The sequence below is a fragment of the Halomonas sp. H5 genome (genome assembly GCF_050613175.1).
In the GTDB taxonomy this organism is placed as follows: domain Bacteria; phylum Pseudomonadota; class Gammaproteobacteria; order Pseudomonadales; family Halomonadaceae; genus Bisbaumannia; species Bisbaumannia salifodinae.
Genome location: NZ_CP192510.1, coordinates 3561901 through 3577883 on the forward strand (window position 1 = coordinate 3561901; position 15983 = coordinate 3577883).

Here is a 15983-nt window from a genome sequence, read left to right on the forward strand (position 1 = left end):
AGCGAGAAAGAAGAGCAAGCGTCACGCCGGACCACGATGGGGCGGCTCGGCGTGGCCGCCTTCAGCGCTGGAAACGCGTCACCCGATAAGGCTCGAGGTCCAGCGCGGGGGGCTGCCCCCTCACCAGGGCGCCGACGAGTTCGGCGGTGATCGCCGCCTGGGTCAGCCCCAGGTGCTGATGGCCGAAGGCGAAGTGCACCGCCGGGTAGTCCGGATGGGTATCGATCACCGGCAGGGAATCGGGCAGGGTCGGGCGGAAGCCCATCCACTCCTCGGCGCCCTTATCGAGGCCGCTGGGATCGCTCAGCAGCGCCTCGGCATGATGGCGCAGGGAGGCGTAGCGGCGCTCGACCGGCGACAGCGCCAGGCCACCGAGCTCGGTGAAACCGACCACCCGCAGGCCACAACGCATCGGCGTCATCACGAAGCGGCGCTCCGCCGAGCCCACCGGTTGACGCAGCGCCTGGCCGCGCTGGGGCAGCGTGAGGTGATAACCGCGCTCGGTCTCCAGCGGGATCGACAAGCCGAGACTCTTGGCCAGGTGGTGGCTCCAGGCCCCCGCGGCGACCACCACCCGATCCGCGTTCCACTCCCCCGCATCGGTATGCAGGCGCACGCCTTCGCCACGGGGTTCCAGCCGGCTCACCCGCACCCGGCGCAACTCGCCGCCACGGGCCTCGAAGACCTCGGCCAGGCGCCGCACCAGGGCATAGGGGTCGCGCACCTGGTGGGCACCGGGGAAGTAGAGCCCGTGGCTCAGCTCCCCCGTCAGTCCCGGCTCGCGCCTGCGGAGTGCCGCCGCCTCGAGCCACTCCACCTCATATCCCCAGCGCCGCAGGTGGGCCATCTGCGCCTTGGCCGCCGCCCGGCCCCGCCCGGATTCCCAGACCAGCAGATACCCCGAGGCCAGCAACTCCTCCTCGGCGCCGATATCGGCCAGGCAGCGCCGCCAGGCGGCCACCGCCGCCCCGTTCAGGGCCGCCAGTGCCTGGCGCCCCTTGGCGACCCGGGCGGGACGGGCGGCGGCGATAAAGCGCATCAGCCAGGGCGCCAGCCGCGGCAGGTAACGCAGCGGCAGGGCCAGGGCCCCGTGGGGGTCGAGCCACAGCCGTGGCGCCTTGCGCAGGGTGGCCGGCGTCGACAAGGGATCGATCAGCTCGGTGGCCAGGAAGCCGGCGTTGCCGTAGGAGGCCCCCTCCCCCGGCCCCCGGGGATCGAGCACGCTGACCCTATGCCCCTGGCGTTGCAGGGCCAGCGCGGTGGTCATGCCGATGACACCCGCACCGATCACCGCGATGCGATCCCCGCCTTCACCTCGGGTCATTCGCGTTCCTCCACCGCGGGTATGGGCTGGGCAGCGGCGGCCTCCTCGGGCTCGGCGCGCCGGGAGAACCAGCCCAGCTGGGCATAGAGGATGCCGATCACCGGCGACAGCCAGCAGGCGAAGGCCAGCGGGATATACAGCAGCTGGCTGAAGTCACCCCCGGCCACGCTCAGCCCCAGCGCGCCCATCACGAAGGCGCCGCCGGCGTTCCACGGCACCAGCGGCGAGACCAGGGTGCCGCCCTCCTCGATGGCCCGGGCCAGGTTCAGCCGCGAGTAGCCCATCTGGTCGTAGGCGGGCTTGTACATGCGCCCCGGCAGGGCGATGGACAGGTAGACGTCACCGGATACCACGTTGGTGGTGATGGAGGTCAGGATGGCGCTGGTCTGCAGCCCCCGGAAGCTCTTGAGACGCTTCATGATGGTCCCGACGATGGCTTCCAGGCAGCGGGTGCGCTCCAGGGCGCCGCCGTAGGCCAGGGCGAACATCATCAGGGTCACCACCCAGGTCATCGAGGTGACGCCACCGCGGTTGAGCAGGCTATCCAGCGTCTCGCTGCCGGTGGCGATGGAATAGCCACCGTGGGCGAAGGTCAGGGCATCATGGAAGGACGCCCCCTGGGTCAGGATGGCGACGACGCCGCCCAGCATCACCCCGGTGAACAGCGCGGGGATCGGCGCCACCTTGAAGAAGGCCAGGCCGATGACCACCACCAGCGGCAGCAGTTGCCAGACGCCCATCGCGAAGTTGTCGGCCAGCCCCTGCTTGATAACCTCGATGCGCTCGAGGGAATGCCCCACCCCGGCCTCGGCGCCGCCGACGACCCAGTAGATCGCCAGGGCGATCAGCATGGCGGGGACGGTGGTCGGCATCATGTAGCGGATATGCTCGAAGATATTGGTCTCGGTGACCGCCGGCGTCAGGTTGGTGGTATCGGACAGCGGCGAGATCTTGTCGCCGAAGAAGGCCCCGGAGACCACGGCCCCGGCGGTCCAGTAGATGGGCACGCCGAAGGCATCGCCGATACCGATCAGCGCCAGGCCCACGGTGCCGACGGTGGTCCAGGAGGAGCCGATGGACAGCGAGACCATCGAGCACATCAGCATGGCGGCGGCCAGGAACCAGCTCGGGTCGATCATCTCGAGGCCCAGATAGATCAGCATCGGTACGGTGCCGCTGGCGAGCCAGGTGCCGACCAGCATGCCGACGATGATCAGGGTACCGATGGAGGGCATCGCCACGTGCAGCACCTTGAAGGCGCCGGCCTCGATGTCCTTCCAGCGATAGCCCTGCAGCCAGCCCACCAGGGCGGTGATGGCGAAGCCGATGGCCAGCGGGATATGCGGGGTGAAGTCGTCGTAGTAGAAGATCTGCACGCCGAGCAGCGCGATGGTCAGCACGATGGGAATCAAGGCCAACGGCAGGCTCGGCACGGGGATCTCGGGGACGGCGTCGTCTTTCATCTTGCGTAACACTCCCGGGCGGGGTATGCCCCACCCTGTTGTCATTGTGTCAGGAGTCGAGGAACTGAAGCGGCCCGCCCTCCACTCAGGACGGCGTGGCGCAGCGCTCGTAGGCCAGGATGGCCGCCGCCAGGTCCTCCACCGAGGCGCCCACCGACTTGAACACCGTGATGGCCTGCTGGGGATCCTCGAGCGCGCTGCGGCCGGCATGGCGCTTGCCGCACAGGTCGGGGAAATCGGCCAGGATATCGGACGCCTGGATGACACCCGACTTCAGCGGATCGATCAGGTCGCCGGTCTCGCTCATGGCGCCCTCGCGGGTATCGACGAAGACCGCCCCGCGGCGCATCACCGCGTCGTCGGCCTCGCGCATAAAGGGCGTGAAGCTGCCGACCAGGTCCAGGTGCGTGCCGGGCGACAGCCACTCGCCCCGGATCAGCGGATCGCGACTCAGGGTGGCGCAGCTGATGATATCGGCCCGACCGGCGGCCTCGGCCAGGCCGTTCTCCGGTACCGCCTCGGCGTCGATTCCCTCGGCGCGGAGCTCCTCCGCCAGGGCATGGGCCGAGGTCTCACGGAAGTTCCAGATGCGCACCCGCTGGATCGGCCGAATCGCCCGGTGCGCCGGAATCAGACGACGGGCCATGCGCCCGGTGCCGACCATCAGCAGCTCGCTGGCATCCTCGCGGGCCAGGTAGCGAGCCGCCAGGGCGGAAGCGGCCGCCGTGCGCCGGGCGGTCAGCTCGTTGGCCTCGAACTGGGCCAGGTGGTGGCCGGTACGCGCGCAGCTCAGCAGGTAATGGCCGCTGAGACCGGGCAGGCCCCGGGCACTGTTGCCGGGGAAGACGTTGACCTGCTTGACCCCGAGGTACTGGCCCTCGATCCAGGCCGGCATCAGCAGCAGGGTGGCATCCGGGTCGCCGGGCACCTGGAGATGGTGATGATGGCGCACCGGCGAGTGCACCGTCTGGGTGAAGACGTCATCCAGGGCCTCCACGAGGGCAGACCAGGGCAGGGCCTGGATCACTTGATCGGCATCGAGGTACATGACGGTCTCCGATTGGTTGGGCGATAGACTCAGTCTACGGCGACGCCCCCGCCCCCCCTTGACCGAGGCTCCGCAATCGTTGCCCCAGACTCCTTTCAGCTCACCGGGTAAGCTTCACCGGGGGCGGCGCCGTCCCTCCTCAGGCGTAGGGCAGAATAACGCTGACCTCGGTGCCCTCCCCCAGGGTGCTGTCGATCTTCCATGCCGCGCCGTGGCGCTCGCAGATCTCGCGCACGATCGACAGTCCCAGCCCCGAGCCGTCGCCCCTGACGAGGCTGGCCCGGGTGCGGTAGAAACGCTGGGTCACCAGGGGCAGCTCGTCTTCGGCGATACCCACGCCGCCGTCGATGACCGCCAGCCGCACGCCCTCCGGCCGAGTGCCGGCTACGATGCGTACCCGGCCCCCGGCCGGCGTGGCACGCAGGGCATTGTCGATCAGGTTGGACAGCACCCGGTCGATCAGCCCCAGGTCGGCATCGACCCGGGGCAAGGCCGGGTCACAGTCCACCGTCAGCGAGACGCCGGCCTGGCGGGCCTGGTGCTGGAACTTGCCGACGATGTCGTGGGCCAGTTCGGCCAGCGAGAAGGGCTCGCGTCGCAGCGGCTTGTCGTAGGCATCCAGGCGCGCCAGGGTCGAGAGTTGCTGGGCCAGGCGGGTCAGGCGGTCGGTATTGTCGAGGATCGCCGTCAGCATCCGCCGGCGCTCCTCGTCGACGCCCTCCCCACTCAGCAACTGTTCGGCATAGCCGCGCAGCGAGGTCAGCGGGGTGCGGAAGTCATGGGACAGGTTGGCGACCAGTTCTCGGCGCTGATGGTCGGTCTCCTGCAGTGCCCGGAGCTGGGCCTCGATGGTCCCGGCCATGTCGTTGAAGGCGCGGGCCAGGCGACCCAGCTCGTCGTCGCCGGGGGTGGCGACGCGCTGGCCATGGTCCCCGTCGGCGAAGCGCTGCACCGCCGCGGTCAGGCGCGAGAAGCGCCGGGTCAACAGCGCGAACCACACCAGGCCGAAGCCCCCGGACACCAGCAGCGCCATCAGGCCGGCGGCCACCAGGGTGCGGAGGATGGAACTGGTGCGCACCATGGCCACCATCGAGGCATAGCTGGCGTTGTCCAGGTCGACATACAGATAACCCGGGGGGCCACCGGTGCCATCCGGCTCGCCGAGGCGAAGGCGCGCCACGGAGAACACCCCGGGCTGCCGTCCGCAGGGCGACAGCGCCAGCACCGGCAGCATCGGCTCGTCGCCCAGCAGGGTCTCCAGCGCCTGGGGGTCCACCCGCCGCCCCAGGCCGCAGGCCGGCTCGGCGTAATCGGCGATCACCCACCCCCCTTCGTCGAGCACATAGAGCGACAGCGAGGGATTGATCGAGACGATATGCCGGGCCATGTCCCGGGCGGCGGGGCTATCGAGGCCCTGGCGCAGCGCCGGCTGCATGACTCGGGCGAGGTTGTCGGCGAGGTCGACCTCCAGGCGCTGCTGGAGCTCGCGGCCGAGCTGGTCGAACTGGCTGATGGCGATCCAGGCGGTGGCCACGCAGAGCAGCAGCAGGCTGCTCAGGTAGACCAGCGCGATGCGTGCATAAAGGCTGCGGCCCAGCCGTCCGCAACGGCGTAGCAGGCCGCTCATGGGCCCTCACCGGGGGCGGGCGACGGCTCCGGCGTCTCGGCGAAACGATAGCCCACCCCCCAGACGGTCTGGATGAAACGCGGCCTGGCCGGGTCGGCCTCGATCTTGTTGCGCAGGCGGTTGATATGAGTGTTCACGGTGTGGTCGTAGCCGTCGAATTCCTCGCCCCAGACGTGATCGAGCAGCTCGCCGCGGCTGAAGCTGCGTCCGGGATGACGAGCGAACAGCGAGAGCAGCGCGAATTCCTTGCCGGTGAGCTGGATCGGCCGGTCATCGAGGAGGACCCGGTGCCGGTCGGTATCGATGACCAGGGGGCCGCAGACCAGCGGCGGCGTGGCGACGATGCCGTCGTCGCCGGGCACCTGGCGCTGGCCACGGCGCAACAGGGCCTGGATCCGCGCCAGCAGGATCGGCATGGCGAAGGGCTTGGTGACATAGTCGTCGGCCCCGATCTCGAGCCCCACCACCACGTCGCGGATCGCCGCCTTGGCGGTGACCATCAGCACCGGCGTCTGGTTGTCCTGCCGGCGCAGGCGGCGGCACACTTCCAGGCCGTCGACCCCGGGCAGCATCAGGTCCAGCGTCACCAGGTCATAGCGAACGCCCGCGGCCTCGGCGCCGAGCAGCGCCAGGGCCGCCTCGCCGTCGCGCACCCAGTCGCAGGCATAGCCCGCCGTCGCCAACGACTCGGTGAGCAGCTTGCCGATCTCGGGATTGTCCTCGACACAGAGGATTCGATAGCTCATCGCCAGACTCCTGCCCAGGCCGCTCTTCTCACCCTGACACCCTAACGGGCGGCCCGCTGGGCTGCATCACGAAACCCTCTCGAAACTATCACGAAACCCGATCGCCCACGTGACGCTTCCGTGAGGAATCGCCCCCGGCGCCCGGCTAGCCTAGCCCTTGCCGATCGGCAATCCGCCGGCGGCCGATTCCCGAACGGAGGATCCGACGATGCACACGCTTACCCCCTTTGAGCTCAAGCCCTTCAAGACCACCCTGTTCGCCGCCCTGCTCGCTGCCCTGCTCGGTGGCGCCCTGCTGCTGCCGGGCGTCGCCCTGGCGGACGACCCCATGGCCGGCGACGAGATGATGGAGGAGAGCACCATGATGGAAGAGGGCGCCATGCACGAGGAGGGCGACGCCATGATGGAGGAAGATTCCATGATGGAGGAAGACGACGCCATGCATGAGGAGGGCGACGCCATGATGGAGGAAGATTCCATGATGGAGGAAGGCGACGCCATGATGGAAAGCGACGACGCCATGTGAGGCTCGGCCCCGTCGGCCGCTGCCTCTCGCCTGAGCATTTCGCGCAAGGCTTATGTGAAGGGCATCGGCCGACCTCTCCCCGGGAGGTGATTCATGCGATTCCCGACCGTCTTCACCCGGCCCGCCACCCGCGATGGCGACCCGGCGCCGACCGTTATCCGGCGGCATACGCGCTTTACGCGCCTCTGGCACTGGGTGAACGTCATCTGCCTGATCGTACTGCTGATGAGCGGCCTGCAGATCTTCAATGCTCACCCGGCGCTGTACTGGGGCAAGGACTCGAGTTTCGACGCCCCGGCCCTGTCGATCCGAGCCATGCGCGGCGAGGAGGGCGAGTGGCGCGGCATCACCCAGCTCGGCGGCTACCGATTCGACACCACCGGAGTGCTGGGCATCTCCGGTCCCGTCGACGCCCGCGAGCGACGCGCCTTCCCGGCCTGGGCCACCCTGCCCGGTCCGCGCTGGCTGTCGGCGGGACGCCAGTGGCACTTCCTGGCCGGCTGGATCTTCGCGCCCCTGCTGATCGCCTATCTACTCTACCTGGTGATCGGCGGCCACCTGCGCCGGCGCCTGCTGCCACGCCGTGACGAGTGGCGACGCCTCGGCCAGACCCTGGGCGAGCACCTGCGGCTACGCTTCCCCACCGGCGAGGAAGCCCGTCACTACAACCTGCTGCAGAAACTGGCCTACCTGCTGGTGCTGTTCGTCATTCTCCCGCTGGTGGTGCTCACCGGCCTGACCATGTCGCCGACCCTGGATGCCGCCTGGCCCTGGCTGCTGGATGTCTTCGGCGGTCGCCAGAGCGCGCGCACCCTGCACTTCCTGTGCGCCCTGGCCCTGCTCGGCTTCTTCCTGATCCATGTCGCCCTGGTGCTGGTCTCCGGCGTCGCCAACAACCTGCGCTCGATGATCACCGGGCGCTACGTGCTTCCCCCCGACCCGATCCCCGACCCCAGCGAGGAGGCCCGCGATGAACAGGACACCTAGACCGACCGATCTCCGCCGCCGCCGCTTCCTGACCCGCGCGGCCCTGGCCGGCGGCACCCTGCTGCTGGCCGGCTGCGACCGGCTGACACGCAGCGACGCCATGCACCAGGTGTTCGACACCGGCAGCGCCCTGACCCAGCGCGTCCAGCGCCTGCTGGCGTCCCGCCAGGCCCTGGCCCGGGAGTACTCGCCCGCCGACATCGCTCCGACCTTTCGCGCCAACGGCACCACCAACCCCGACGACGCGGCGTACCGGCGCCTGGCGGCCGATGGCTTCCGCGACTGGCGCCTGACCATCGACGGCCTGGTCGAGACGCCGCTCTCCCTGTCGCTGGCCGAGCTCAAGGCCCTGCCGTCGCGGACCCAGATCACCCGACACGACTGCGTCGAGGGCTGGAGCTGCATCGGCCAGTGGACGGGGGTGGTGCTCGGCGACCTGCTCGCCCGGGCGGGCGTCCGCGACGAGGCACGCTTCGTGGTCTTTCATTGCGCGGACCGCTACCGCGGCGGCGATCCCTACTACGAGAGCCTGGACATGCTCGAGGCCTATCACCCGCAGACGCTGCTGGCCTACGACCTGAACGGCGCCGACCTGCCCATCGCCAACGGCGCCCCGCTGCGGCTGCGGGCGGAACGCCAGCTCGGCTACAAGATGGCCAAGTACGTGATGCGTATCGAGCTGGTGGAGAACTTCGCCTCCCTCGGCCGTGGCCGAGGGGGGTACTGGGAGGATCGCGGCTATCAATGGTGGGCCGGCATCTAGGTCTCGGCCTGTGCCGTGGCCCCTGCCGCCGGCTCGGCCGCCTCGCCATTGATATCCAGCCCCAGGAAGCCGCCGGACTGGCGCCGCCACAGGGCGGCGTAGAGGCCATCCCGGGCCAACAGTTCCTGGTGGGTGCCGGTCTCGACGATGCGCCCCTCGTCGATCACCACCAGGCGGTCGAGCATGGCGATGGTGGAGAGGCGGTGGGCGATGGCGATCACCGTCTTGCCCTCCATCAGCGTGTAGAGCTGCTCCTGGATCGCCGCCTCCACCTCGGAATCCAGCGCCGAGGTGGCCTCGTCGAGCACCAGGATAGGCGCGTTCTTGAGCAGCACCCGGGCGATGGCGATGCGCTGGCGCTGGCCGCCGGAGAGCTTGACGCCCCGCTCGCCGACATGGGCATCCAGGCCGCGGCGCCCCTTGAGGTCCACCAGCTCATCGATAAAGGCGTCGGCATGGGCGCGGCGCACCGCTTCCTCGATCGCCGCCTCGCTGGCCTCGGGACTGCCGTAGCGGATATTGTCGCGCACCGAGCGATGCAGCAGCGAGGTGTCCTGGGTGACCATGCCGATTCGCTGGCGCAACGACTCCTGGGTGACCCCGGCGATGTCCTGGCCGTCGATCAGGATGCGTCCCCCCTCCAGGTCGTAGAAGCGCAGCAGCAGGTTGGCCAGCGTCGACTTGCCGGCCCCGGAGCGGCCGATCAGCCCCACCTTCTCGCCGGGGGCGATGCTCAGGTCGAGGCCGTCGAAGACCCGTACCCCCTCGCCATCGGGACGCGCATAACCGAAGCGCAACGCCTCGAAACGGATCTCGCCGCTCGGCACCTCGAGCTCGGTGGCCCCGGGCGCGTCCTTGACCGCCGGCTCCCGGGCGATGGTATTGATGCCGTCCTGCACCGTGCCGATGTTCTCGAACAGCCCGGCCACCTCCCAGAGGATCCAGTTGGACATGAAGCGGATACGCATCACCAGGGCGATGGCCACGGCGATGATGCCCAGCGACACCGCCTCCAGGTACCAGGCGCCGATGGCCATGACCCCGACCCCGGCCAGCAGCAGGGAGTTGAGCAGGGTCAGACTCACGGTGAGCCCGGTGGCCAGGCGCATCTGGCGATGCACGGTGGCCATGAAGCCCTCCATGGCGTCGCGGGCATAGGCCTGCTCGCGACGGGTGTCGGCGAACAGCTTGATGGTCTGGATGTTGCTGTAGCTGTCGACGATGCGACCGGTCATCACCGCCCGGGCATCGGCCTGGGCCATGGACACCGCCCGCAGCCGCGGCACGAAGATCCACATGATGGCGATATAGCCGACCAGCCAGAGCACCAGCGGCAGCATCAGCCAGGGCTCGGCCTGGCCCATCAGCAGCATGGCGCCGGCGAAGTAGACGAGCACATAGACCATCAGATCCATCAGCTTCATCACCGTCTCGCGGATCGCCAGGGCCGTCTGCATCACCTTCTGGGAGACCCGGCCGGCGAACTCGTCCTGATAGAAGGCCAGGCTCTGCCCCAGCATATGGCGGTGCGCCAGCCAGCGGCCGATCATCGGGTAGTTGCCGAAGATGCCCTGGTGAGTCACCAGGGCTTGCAGCAGGGTCAGCAGCGGCAGGCCCACCACCACCAGCGCCGCCATGCCGGCCAGGCGCCAGCCGTATTCGGCGAAGAAGCCCTCGCGTTCGGCGTCGGCCAGCCAGTCCACCAGCTCGCCCATATAGCCGAAGAAGATCACTTCGGCGGCGGAGACCAGGGCGGTGAACAGCGACATGGCGAGCAGCAGGGGCAGCACCGGCCGCGAAAAGTGCAGGATAAAGGCGAAGAGCCCGCGGGGAGGCGTGCCGGCCTCCTCCGGAGGATAGGGATTCACCAGGGTCTCGAAGTAGCGAAACATGGCAGCAGTCCGGTTGCGTTAACGATCCCGGGCCCGACTTGCCCGGGGTTGGCTGGCAGGGTAAAACCTCCAGTTAAGTTGAGGTCAAGGAGAATGTCATGTCACCTCCCCTGCAGCGCGAGCTCAGCGTCGGCGAAGTCGCCCGGCGCAGTGGCCTGGCGGTTTCGGCGATCCATTTCTACGAGGCCAAGGGCCTGATCGCGAGCCGTCGCAACGCCGGCAACCAGCGTCGCTTCGGCCGCGAGGTGCTGCGCCGCCTGGCAATCATCAAGGTCGCCCAGCGCACCGGCATCTCGCTCGGCGAGATCCGTGAAGCCTTCGACACCCTGCCCGCCTCCCGTGCTCCCAATGCCGCCGACTGGCAGCGCCTCTCGGCGAGCTGGCGGGAGAGCCTGGACGAACGCATCCGCTGCCTCACCCAACTGCGCGACCAGCTCGACCACTGCATCGGCTGCGGCTGCCTGTCGCTGGCGGAGTGCCCGCTGCGCAACCCGGAGGACGCGCTCGGCGACGAGGGCTGCGGTGCCCGCCTGCTGGCCCCCGACTGACCGCCGGGCAGCCTCGCGATCGGCCCCAAGCGTCTATGCTCAGTCTGACGATAGCATGGCAGGCGCCGCGGCCGGCGATTCCCGTCGGCCGGGTGCTGCGCCCCATTCGCCAGGATGGTCGGGGGCCGACCCGAACCGTCAGGCATGCCACAAGGAGTCCGACATGGCCGATCGCGCCCCCGACCCACTCGCTCCCCGGCAGGATCGTATCAACCCAGTGGTTTTCTACGGCTCGGCCATCGGGATCCTGGTCTTCGCCCTCTGGGCGATGGCCTTCACCGAGGCGGCCAATACGGTGATCTATGCCGTCCTGGCCTGGATCTCGGACAGCTTCGGCTGGTTCTATTTCATCGCCGTGGTGGCCTACCTGGTGTTCGTCATCGCCATCGGCCTGTCGCGCTTCGGCAAGCTGCGCCTGGGGCCGGCCCACTCGACGCCGGACTTCAATATCGTCACCTGGGCGGCCATGCTGTTCTCCGCCGGCATCGGCATCGACCTGCTGTTCTTCTGCATCGCCGAGCCGGTGACCCAGTTCCTGGCCCCCCCGGAGGGCGACCCGGCCAGCGTGGCGGCGGCCCGCCATGCCATGGAGCTCACCTTCCTGCACTGGGGGCTCTCCGGCTGGGGCATCTACACCCTGGTGGGTATGTCCCTCGCCTTCTTCAGCTATCGCCATGGCCTGCCGCTGACCATTCGCTCGGCGCTCTATCCCATCTTCGGCAAGCGCATCCGCGGCCCCATCGGCCATGGCGTGGATATCGCCGCAGTGCTGGGCACGGTGTTCGGCATCGCCACCAGCCTGGGCATCGGCATCATCCAGCTCAACTTCGGCCTCAACTATATGTTCGGCGTCCCCGAGAGCACCCTGACCCAGGCGAGCCTGGCGATCCTGATCGTGGTCTTCTCGGCCATCTCGGCGGTGACCGGGGTGGACAAGGGCATCCGTCGGCTCTCCGAGTTCAATATGCTGCTGGCGCTGCTGCTGATGCTGTTTATCCTCTTCAGCGGCCAGACCCTGTTCCTGCTCAACGCCCTGGTGCTCAACGTGGGCGACTACCTCTCCAACTTTATCGCCCTCTCCTTCAATACCTACGCCTTCGACCCGCCCCGCGACTGGCTCAACGCCTGGACGGTGTTCTTCTGGGCCTGGTGGATCGCCTGGGGACCCTTCGTCGGCCTCTTCCTGGCACGTATCTCCCGGGGCCGCACCATCCGTCAGTTCGTCGCCGGCACCCTGATCCTGCCGCTGACCTTTATGATGGCGTGGATGTCGATCATGGGGAACAGCGCCATCGAGCTGGTGATGGCGGGCACCGCCAGCGTCGCCGACTTCGGCGAACAGGCCATGAACAACCCCGGCTCGGCCATCTACCTCTTCCTGCAGAGCTACCCCTGGGTGGCCCTGACCACCGGGGTGGCCACCGTGCTGGCCATCGTCTTCTTCGTCACCTCCGGCGACTCCGGCTCCCTAGTGCTCTCCAACCTCACCTCGATACTCAGCGACCCCAATCACGATGCCCCCTCCTGGATGCGCATCCTGTGGGCGGCGATCATCGGCCTGCTGACCCTGGCGCTATTGATGGCCGGGGGCCTGGGTGCCCTGCAGGGCGCCGTGGTGGTCATGGGGCTGCCCTTCGCCTTCGTGCTCTTCTTGATGATGCTGGGCCTGTTCAAGGCCCTCAAGGTGGAGGGCCTCAAGGAGGACAGCCTGCGCGGCAGCATGGCCGGCCACCTCTCGGGGCGCCTGCTCGACGAAGCAGGCGGCAAGCGGCATTGGCGCCAGCGCCTGAGCCGGGCGCTGAGCTTCCCCAACCACGCCCGGGCCAGCCGCTTCCTCGCCGAGGTGGGCCGCCCCGCCATGGAAGCGATCCGCGACGAGCTCACCGAGAAGGGCTTCCCGGTGGAGATCGTCGAGGGCAGCGGCGACGAGGAGCACCTGGCCCTCAACGTGGCCCTCGGCGGCGAGCCGGACTTCACCTACCAGATCTGGCCCCATCGCAGCGCCATGCCGGCCTTCTCGATTCGTGACAGCCGCGCCGGCACCCACTACTACCGCCTGCAGGTGCATATCGGCGAGGGTGGCCAGGGCTATGACGTCTATGGCTACTCCCGGGAGCAGCTGATCGCCGATATCCTCGACCAGTACGAGCGCCACCTGTTCTTCCTGCATACCCAGCGGGAACTGCCGGGGGGCGACGCCGCCATGCCCGACGACCCGACCACGGCGGGACGCTGAGCCGGCGCGTCTAACGCAGCGATAGCCGCATGGCCACCCGCTCGCGGAGTCCCAGGCGCGCCTCGGCGGCCAGGCGCTCCGCCAGCGCCGGGCCACAGGCCCCGGGCACCAGCGCCTGGAACCCCAGCCGGGCATAGAAGGGCGCGTTCCAGGGCAGGCTGGCGAAGGTGGTCAAGGCCAGGGCCGCATACCCCGCGGTCCGGGCCCACTGCACCACCCGGGCCACCAGGGCCCGGCCCAGCCCCAGGCACTGGTGGGCGGGGTGCACGTCGAGCTCGATCAGGAAGGCGTCACCGTCGCAGGTACCGGCAACGGCGAAGCCCACCGGCAGGCCCGCCGGCGATAGCGCCACCCAGAGCCGTTCCTCGTCCCGGGCCTCGCGCAGCACCGCCAACGGCACCACCCCGGCGCGCTGGGCGGGGGGAATCAAACGGCCGGGAAACTGCCGCGCCGCGGCGCGCTCGACCTCGGCGAGCCGCGGCAGGTCGGCCTCCCGGGCCAGTTGGATGCGATACCCCGCCGCCTTCCAGGGAGGCGGCGGGTCTGATGCGTGCCGATGATCCATGGCGTGGTCCCGGTTGCTGACGGACCCTCTATCCTACTGCGGGTGTCGATACCGCGCCCTCCCCCCCGACCCTGAGAGGCGCCCCCAGGGGCCCGAGCCATTCCTATCGAGGAGAGATCCCATGCGCTTCATGATTCTGGTCAAGGCCACCGCGGACACCGAGGCCGGCGCCATGCCGGAAGAGACGATGGTCGCCGCCATGGCCGACTACCACGAGCGACTGGCCGCCGCCGGCGCCCTGCTCGACGCCTCCGGTCTGCAGCCCAGCGCCACGGGCTGGCGGGTCCACTACCGGGACGGCGAGCCACTGATCACCGACGGCCCCTTCGCCGAGGCCAAGGAACTGATCGCCGGCTATACGCTGATCCAGGTGGACTCCCGGGAGGCGGCCCTCGACTGGGTGCGACGCTTCCCCAACCCCGGCGGCCCAGGCGGCGAGGCCGACATCGAGGTGCGCCAGCTGTTCGAGCTGGAGGACTTCACCCCCGGCGAGGCGATCCAGCGCTTCCGTCGGCTGGGCACGCTCTGATGCCAGAACGACGACGCCCGCCTCCGGCTGGCCGGAGGCGGGCGTCGGGCCTGCCAGGACGGGAAATCAGTAGAGGTGCACCGCCTCGAAGTGAGCCAGGGGCTCGCCCTTGGCGCCCGTCAGGATCAGCTGCTGGCCATCGACCTCCCAGCCGGCCACCTGCTCCAGGGTCTCGAGGAAGGCCTGCTCGGTGTCCATGCCCTCCATGCAGGCCATCATGGTGGTCGCCGGCCGCTCGAAGCGCAGCGCCTGGCCGTCCAGGCGATAGCCGCCCATCAGGCGGTTGCAGCCGGTGGACCCGGCCAGCCGCTGCTCCTCCTTATGCAGCACCAGATGTGCCTCACGCTGATTATCCACCGCCACCACCGGCGTCTCGCCGAGCCGGGTCAGCTTCCAGTAGGTATTGACCAGGGGCTCGTCCACGGAAGGCTCCATCGCAGCACAACCCGCTATAACAACGGAAAAAGCCAGCATCAATACCAGTGAAACCATCCTTTTCATATTCTTTTCTCCTACCAAAGTCGTGATGACTCCTATCAGACCCCTGATGCCCGATAAGTTCCCTGGCGCATCACGCCCTAGCAGTATAGGGGGATCATACGTCGACTCCGGCAGTGGCCGCCGGCACGACTTCCGCCAGGCTCACTGGGAGGTATGGCCCCTGATCGCCGCCAACGACAGGGCCGGCGGCGAGATCGATGGCGCCTGGCACCGGCATTATAGGCGGATACCGGGGGTCGGCGCCTCCGGCGGCGTCCTGGGCAGGGCCGGCTCCGGTACCGCGGTGGAGAGCGACAGCTCATGGGCCTCGCCGTCCTGCCAGTAGCCCAGTTGCGCCTCCTCCCCCGGCGGGGTATCGCGGACCAGCTCCAGGAAGCGCAGCGGGGTGGTGGGCGTCTCGCCATTCACCGACAACAGCAGGGCCCCGGGGGCCAGGCCCGCCGCCTCGGCATCGCCGCTGACCCCGGTGATCAGCACACCCTCGTCGTCCGGCAGGCGCAAGGCATCGCGCAGATCATCGCTGAGCGGGGTCACGGTGATGCCCAGGGCGGAGACCACCTGCTCCTCGATGCCCTGGTAATCGATCGCCTGGGCCGCCTCCAGGACCTGGGGCGAGACGCTGATGGCGGCGCCGGCCTGCAGGCCCAGGGCGATGGCGTCGCTGGCGCGGCTATCGATGCGCAGCGGCGCCTTGGCATCGCCCACCCGCAGTTCCAGCATGCCCAGGAAGACCCCGTCGACGATGGCATCCACATAGACCCGCTCCAGGCGCACCCCGAGGCCGGCCAGCACATCGCCGAGCAGCTCGTGGGTCAGGGGCCGTCGGGGGCGTTCGCCGTACAGCCCCCGCAGGATGGCATCGGCCTCCACGCTGCCGATAAAGATGGGAATCACCGCCCGGGCGCCGGGCTCGCGCAGCAGCACCACCGGCACCCCCGGGCCGGCCAGGCCCACGGTGGCCACCTCCACTTCGACCATCGCCTCGGGCGCCACCGCCAGCTCCCGGGCCTGGGTGGGCAGCGATAACAGCAGCAGGAACAGCGCGGCGGAGAACCAATGACCGAGCCGTGACATGGCACGCCCCTTTCGCCCGGAGGCGGGTCGTGGAAAGGTTCCTTCAGGATGGCAGCGAACCCTTGGCACCGCGAATGGACCTGGCCAGTGGCACGCGCCCCGCACCGGAAATAAGCTTGTTACCGCTTTCCGTTGTTCAGTAAGATTCCTGCCA

General features: G+C 69.0%; 15 protein-coding genes. 6 read left to right on the forward strand and 9 right to left on the reverse strand.

The features are described from left to right. Window positions 1-61: 61 nt before the first annotated feature. From ACQ1W9_RS16440 to ACQ1W9_RS16460, 5 genes are all read right to left on the reverse strand, one after another. Complete coding sequence (locus ACQ1W9_RS16440) at window positions 62-1324, reverse strand: NAD(P)/FAD-dependent oxidoreductase (RefSeq protein WP_431024318.1); 1263 nt, start codon at window positions 1322-1324, stop codon at window positions 62-64. After that, a complete protein-coding gene (gene nhaC / locus ACQ1W9_RS16445; protein ID WP_431024319.1) occupies window positions 1321-2787 on the reverse strand; it encodes a Na+/H+ antiporter NhaC in 1467 nt (488 codons plus the stop codon). Before nhaC ends, ACQ1W9_RS16440 begins: the two co-directional genes overlap by 4 nt. An 85-nt stretch (window positions 2788-2872) precedes the next feature. After that, complete coding sequence (locus ACQ1W9_RS16450; RefSeq protein ID WP_431024320.1) at window positions 2873-3835, reverse strand: ornithine cyclodeaminase family protein; 963 nt, start codon at window positions 3833-3835, stop codon at window positions 2873-2875. 139 nt (window positions 3836-3974) lie between these two features. Further along, on the reverse strand, window positions 3975-5462 hold the full coding sequence (locus ACQ1W9_RS16455; RefSeq protein WP_431024321.1) for a sensor histidine kinase: 1488 nt from the start codon (window positions 5460-5462) through the stop codon (window positions 3975-3977). Further along, window positions 5459-6208 (reverse strand): response regulator transcription factor, encoded by a 750-nt coding sequence (locus tag ACQ1W9_RS16460; RefSeq protein WP_431024322.1) that lies wholly within the window; start codon window positions 6206-6208, stop codon window positions 5459-5461. The genes ACQ1W9_RS16455 and ACQ1W9_RS16460 overlap by 4 nt, the downstream gene beginning before the upstream one ends. A 208-nt stretch (window positions 6209-6416) precedes the next feature. On the opposite strand from ACQ1W9_RS16460, the gene ACQ1W9_RS16465 reads away from it, so the two are divergent. The 3 genes from ACQ1W9_RS16465 to ACQ1W9_RS16475 all read left to right on the forward strand — a co-directional run bounded on the left by ACQ1W9_RS16465 (window position 6417) and on the right by ACQ1W9_RS16475 (window position 8484). Continuing rightward, window positions 6417-6734 carry a hypothetical protein gene (locus ACQ1W9_RS16465; protein ID WP_431024323.1) on the forward strand — a complete coding sequence of 106 codons (318 nt, stop codon included), beginning with the start codon at window positions 6417-6419 and terminating at the stop codon, window positions 6732-6734. A 93-nt stretch (window positions 6735-6827) separates the two neighbouring features. Continuing rightward, window positions 6828-7721, forward strand: coding sequence for a cytochrome b/b6 domain-containing protein (locus tag ACQ1W9_RS16470; protein ID WP_431024324.1), 894 nt, complete (start codon window positions 6828-6830; stop codon window positions 7719-7721). Further along, entirely contained in the window at window positions 7705-8484 is a 780-nt protein-coding gene (locus ACQ1W9_RS16475) for a molybdopterin-binding protein (protein ID WP_431024325.1), read from the forward strand. The genes ACQ1W9_RS16470 and ACQ1W9_RS16475 overlap by 17 nt, the downstream gene beginning before the upstream one ends. Here the strand turns inward: ACQ1W9_RS16475 and ACQ1W9_RS16480 are convergent. Then, on the reverse strand, window positions 8481-10376 hold the full coding sequence (locus tag ACQ1W9_RS16480) for an ABC transporter ATP-binding protein (protein WP_431024326.1): 1896 nt from the start codon (window positions 10374-10376) through the stop codon (window positions 8481-8483). The two genes, ACQ1W9_RS16475 and ACQ1W9_RS16480, sit on opposite strands and share 4 nt — an antisense overlap. Before the next feature lie 98 nt (window positions 10377-10474). On the opposite strand from ACQ1W9_RS16480, the gene soxR reads away from it, so the two are divergent. Both soxR and betT read left to right on the forward strand, forming a co-directional pair. Next, window positions 10475-10924, forward strand: a complete 450-nt coding sequence (soxR, locus tag ACQ1W9_RS16485; RefSeq protein ID WP_431024327.1) for a redox-sensitive transcriptional activator SoxR — start codon at window positions 10475-10477, stop codon at window positions 10922-10924. A gap of 163 nt (window positions 10925-11087) precedes the next feature. Next, a complete protein-coding gene (betT, locus tag ACQ1W9_RS16490; RefSeq protein WP_431024328.1) occupies window positions 11088-13160 on the forward strand; it encodes a choline BCCT transporter BetT in 2073 nt (690 codons plus the stop codon). Window positions 13161-13170: 10 nt separating this feature from the next. Here betT and ACQ1W9_RS16495 read toward each other — a convergent pair whose 3' ends face one another. Further along, on the reverse strand, window positions 13171-13725 hold the full coding sequence (locus ACQ1W9_RS16495) for a GNAT family N-acetyltransferase (RefSeq protein WP_431024329.1): 555 nt from the start codon (window positions 13723-13725) through the stop codon (window positions 13171-13173). A 121-nt stretch (window positions 13726-13846) separates the two neighbouring features. Between ACQ1W9_RS16495 and ACQ1W9_RS16500 the strand changes: the two genes are divergently transcribed. Continuing rightward, window positions 13847-14254, forward strand: coding sequence for a YciI family protein (locus tag ACQ1W9_RS16500; protein ID WP_431024330.1), 408 nt, complete (start codon window positions 13847-13849; stop codon window positions 14252-14254). A gap of 66 nt (window positions 14255-14320) precedes the next feature. Here the strand turns inward: ACQ1W9_RS16500 and ACQ1W9_RS16505 are convergent, their stop codons facing one another. Both ACQ1W9_RS16505 and ACQ1W9_RS16510 read right to left on the reverse strand, forming a co-directional pair. Further along, window positions 14321-14677 (reverse strand): META domain-containing protein, encoded by a 357-nt coding sequence (locus tag ACQ1W9_RS16505; RefSeq protein ID WP_431024331.1) that lies wholly within the window; start codon window positions 14675-14677, stop codon window positions 14321-14323. Window positions 14678-14971: 294 nt separating this feature from the next. Further along, entirely contained in the window at window positions 14972-15829 is an 858-nt protein-coding gene (locus tag ACQ1W9_RS16510) for a bifunctional nuclease domain-containing protein (RefSeq protein WP_431024332.1), read from the reverse strand. Window positions 15830-15983: the final 154 nt, after the last annotated feature.